Below are 3,898 nucleotides of genomic sequence, written 5' to 3'. Positions count from 1 at the left end.
CCTGAACTTCGCGATGATGACCTCAAAGCTCTTCGTGACGACCACCGCTGCCTGCCTTTTGGGTTAATGCCGGAAGTTGCTGGGCTCCGCTCTCGTAGGCCTGAGTCACTGTCGTCTCCAGAAGTCGACGCTTTCACCTATTGTCGTACAATAGCATAGTCATGCAATTGGGGAAGCACATCTTCTTTGCCCGACCTGGCAGGCGCCATATGCAGAATAACGATCACAAGTGCATGGTCGGGCCATCCACCCCGACCGCAGATTCTCGCAGATCGCCGAGGATGGCCACTAAGCCCGGCGCGGCGATTCCGCAAGGCCCCGGCAGGTCCTCACATCAAGCTACCCAGCACTGCGCTCATATTGACACACCATTGGGGGGCCAGGTGCCGAAAGCAACTCCGGATACCCCTCCGATGTAGAGAGGACCAACCTCGACATCGGTTTCGAAGGATGCCGGCCGGCCACCAATCCAAACCCCAGCTGGGGAGACGGTGTGGTCACACCCCACGCAGCATTCCTGGCCATGGAGTATGAACCCCAACAGGCCTACACGAACCTGATGAAAATCGAACGCGAGCTGGGCGCATACGGTGGGGGTGGCTTCTTCGACGCCGTGGCCGTCAAATCCGGAACCATCGCCCGACGCTACCTTTCCCTTGACCAGGCCATGATCCTTGGCGCTATAGGAAACGTCTTCGGCAACAACGTGATCCGCCGGAACTTCATCGCCGGCGAAATCGAACACACCATCAAGCCCCTGATCGCACCTGAGGAATTCGGAGCCGGACCGGTCGGGTGACCAACCCGACGACGAAGGTTACCATCTCCTTGCCATCTGCCGCCGAGCAGAAGGCCCCATGGATGGCTTAGCTCATCCAGAGAGAGTGGTTTGGTCCAGGGCTCTGCTCCTGGACCAAGCCGTTCTCCAAGTCAACCTACGCGGGCCCAATGACGTCGGTATGCTGCACCTGCACCCGGCTACGAGCCTATTCCCCATACGTCCGGTACAAGTGCCGTCTGGCTTGATCCACGAGCTCAGTCATCCATGGCCGATGCCCGCGGTGAAGAGTCAGGTCGCCAGCCAGCCCACTGACTGTGAATTCGGACCCCACGACATCAATATCGATGGGTCCGCGGCCCGTCGGGGCGTTGCTGATGTGCAGGCGCCCGAAAGACTCCGGCAGCACCGGATCCAGCCACACCCCGCCACGGGAAACGTGCGCATCGTATCTCATGAGGCTTGTCACCAGCGCGATCGGGGCAGTTGCCGCCCACGCCTGCGGGGAACAAGCGGTGGGATAAGGCACAGGATGCGCCACCTGTTCCCTGGCAAAGCCGCAGAAAAGCTCCGGCAGCCGTCCGTCAGAGTATTCGGCGCCATCCAGTAGGGCGGCGGCAATACGTTGCGCCTCCGCAACGAAGCCGTAACGCATCAAACCCATGACAATGATCGCGTTGTCATGGGGCCAGACGGACCCGTTGTGATAGCTTGCAGGATTGAAGGCTCCCATGTCGCTGGCCAGAGTCCTGATTCCCCAACCGCTGAACATTTCCGGAGCCATCAGCCGTTCAACCACCAGCGGCGCCTTGTCCTCGTCGACGATTCCAAACCAAAGACAATGACCCATGTTGGACGCGCACGCATCGACTGGACGCTTATCGCGGTCCAGCGCGATGGCGTAGTAGCCACGATCAGGCAGCCAGAACTGCTCATTGAACTGCCTTTTTAGCCGCTCCGCACGATCCATGAGCTCGGCCCCCAGCGACTCCTCACCGACGTCGTAGGCCATCCAGGCCCGTGAAACATATGCGCCATAGACGTAGGCTTGCACTTCGCACAGGGCAATCGGCGGCTCCGCCAGGGTGCCGTCGGCGAAATTAATGCCATCCCACGAATCCTTCCAGCCCTGGTTGATCAAGCCCTGATCGTTGAGGCGGGCGTACTCGACAAACCCGTCGCCATCTTTGTCCCCATATTCCCGAATCCACGCCAAGGCACGATCTGCATGAGGCAACAGCGCAGCGGTCGTATCCGGGGAAAATCCCCAACGGCTCACGGCACCGAGCATCATCACGAACAGAGGCGTCGCGTCCACGCTGCCGTAGTACGCAGACTTGCCGCCCAAAGCCAACCCGCTGGAGACATCGAGCCTCACCTCGTGCAGGATCTTGCCCGGCTCCTCCTCGGTAACGGGATCCACCACCCTGCCTTGACGGTCCGCCAGCGTTTGCAGGGTGCCCAAGGCCAAGGATGGGTCAACGGGAAGCGCCATTAGCGACGCCCACAGCGAGTCCCGGCCAAACAAGGTCATGAACCATGGCGCCCCCGCGGCCACAACGACACGCTCCGGATGATCCGGATCCTCGATCCGCAGGGCCCCCAAATCGTCGTAGCTGCGTCGTAGGGTGCGCTCGAGCGAATGGTTGCCCATCTGCAAGACTGGGATTTTTGCCACCCACGCACGCCGGCGCAGATCACTCGGCGACGGACCGCGAAGGTCCGGATGCATGAAGGGTTTCACTTGCTTGGCTCCGTCATCTGACGGTGCAACATTGAGCACGGCCTCCCAGACGCCCGCTGGACCCACCACGGTCTTGTATGTCAACGCCCCTTCCTCGATCTCGGCGCCAATTGCCCTGACCACGACCCCCTTGCGGACGCCCTCCCAGACTCCTTGGATGGTGAGCGAATCCCTCTTCGGCCGTCGGCGTTCTTCCCAGCGCCGCTCAATCCTGGCTTCCTTCACTTCGAATACATCCGCGAAATCCGCCTCAATCTTAAGGCAGATTAAGCATTCGACCGGGCTCAGCGAATAATTCCGCACGGTGATTTGTTCCAACAGGCCGGCGCCGACTTCCCTTAGCCGCTCCACAATCAGGGGGCTGTCTGCATGACTGTCCGAACGCGGAACGCGGCCGATAAATAGGGCTCTATAGGGTTCCTTGGTCTCCGCTGATAGTGGTTCCACCGGCTGGCCGTTGATTGTCAGGCTCCAACTGGAGAGAATCCGCGTATCTTGAACAAAAACGCCATGCGGGTAACTCGGCTGGATGTCTCCGTTCAGCGAGGAGATACAGAAGGACGTTCCTTCCACCAAGGTGACCGCCCCTGTCCCCAACGGCCCTGCGGCAGTATCTGCATTCCATCCAGCCATGTCCGGTTCCTTCACCAGGGGTTTTTGTTCGGCCAACGATGCGGTTCCCGGTCAGGCTCCGGCCTCCGTGTTCGTTGATTTATCAGACGCTACGCTTCTCTGTCGCGCGGGACCAGACCGCGCGTGGACTGTCCCACGACCTCTAATGGCCGGGGCTTTGCCTGGGCCAACCGCACGCTGCAGAACAAGCTGATGCCAGAATCGACCACTGCAAAAAAGGCGCAATCTAAACCATTGAACGACCGCCGCGAGGGCGGTCTTGCGGTGGGTCGCTGCAGATGGTCCGGCGGTGCCGGTAAGTGGTGATGGCGTCTGTCTTTGGGCATGGAATGGCCCCCGCCCCTGTTGCGGGCAAAGGGCGGGGGCCAGTGTTGGGGCGATGCTCCGGCGGGTGGCTCTCCCGCTGGCACCGTGTTTAGTCCACGTACGGATCAGCGATGCCGATGTACTGCGCGGTGGTGTATTCGGCGAGCCCTTCTGCTCCGCCTTCTCTTCCGAGTCCGGATTGTTTGACGCCGCCAAATGGGGCGGCTGCGTTGGAGATCATGCCGCTGTTGAAGCCGACCATGCCGAACTCAATTTGCTCGGCTACACGGAGCATCCGCGCGTGGTCACGGCTGAAGAGGTAGGCAGCCAATCCGTATTCGGAGGCATTTGCCAACCGGATAGCTTCTTCCTCCGCGCGGAAGGTCGTGACCGGAGCCACGGGACCGAAGATTTCGCTGGCCAGGATCGTTGCGTCA

3 protein-coding genes are annotated in these 3,898 nt (G+C 60.7%); 1 reads left to right on the top strand and 2 read right to left on the bottom strand.

Annotation, left to right across the window (positions count from 1 at the left end):
* Window positions 1-370 precede the first annotated feature (370 nt).
* Complete coding sequence (locus tag AUR_RS01100) at window positions 371-799, top strand: glucoamylase family protein (protein WP_321175086.1); 429 nt, start codon at window positions 371-373, stop codon at window positions 797-799.
* Window positions 800-986: 187 nt separating this feature from the next.
* Here the strand turns inward: AUR_RS01100 and AUR_RS01095 are convergent, their stop codons facing one another.
* The gene (locus tag AUR_RS01095) at window positions 987-3,155 is read right to left on the bottom strand and encodes an amylo-alpha-1,6-glucosidase (protein WP_062096402.1); all 2,169 of its coding nucleotides are present in this window, start codon (window positions 3,153-3,155) and stop codon (window positions 987-989) included.
* Window positions 3,156-3,570: 415 nt separating this feature from the next.
* Window positions 3,571-3,898 (bottom strand): aldehyde dehydrogenase family protein (locus AUR_RS01090; RefSeq protein ID WP_128397026.1); only part of this gene is annotated, 328 nt, incomplete at its 5' end.

Source organism: Paenarthrobacter ureafaciens (genome assembly GCF_004028095.1).
Lineage (GTDB): Bacteria > Actinomycetota > Actinomycetes > Actinomycetales > Micrococcaceae > Arthrobacter > Arthrobacter ureafaciens.
The sequence above is the reverse complement of the archived record's forward strand: the minus strand, read 5'-3'. Positions and strand labels throughout refer to the sequence as shown.

Bases quoted from the DNA above. Each gene is read 5' to 3' on its own strand.
- AUR_RS01095 (WP_062096402.1), bottom strand. From the start codon at position 3,155: ATGGCTGGATGGAATGCAGATACTGCCGCAGGGCCGTTGGGGACAGGG.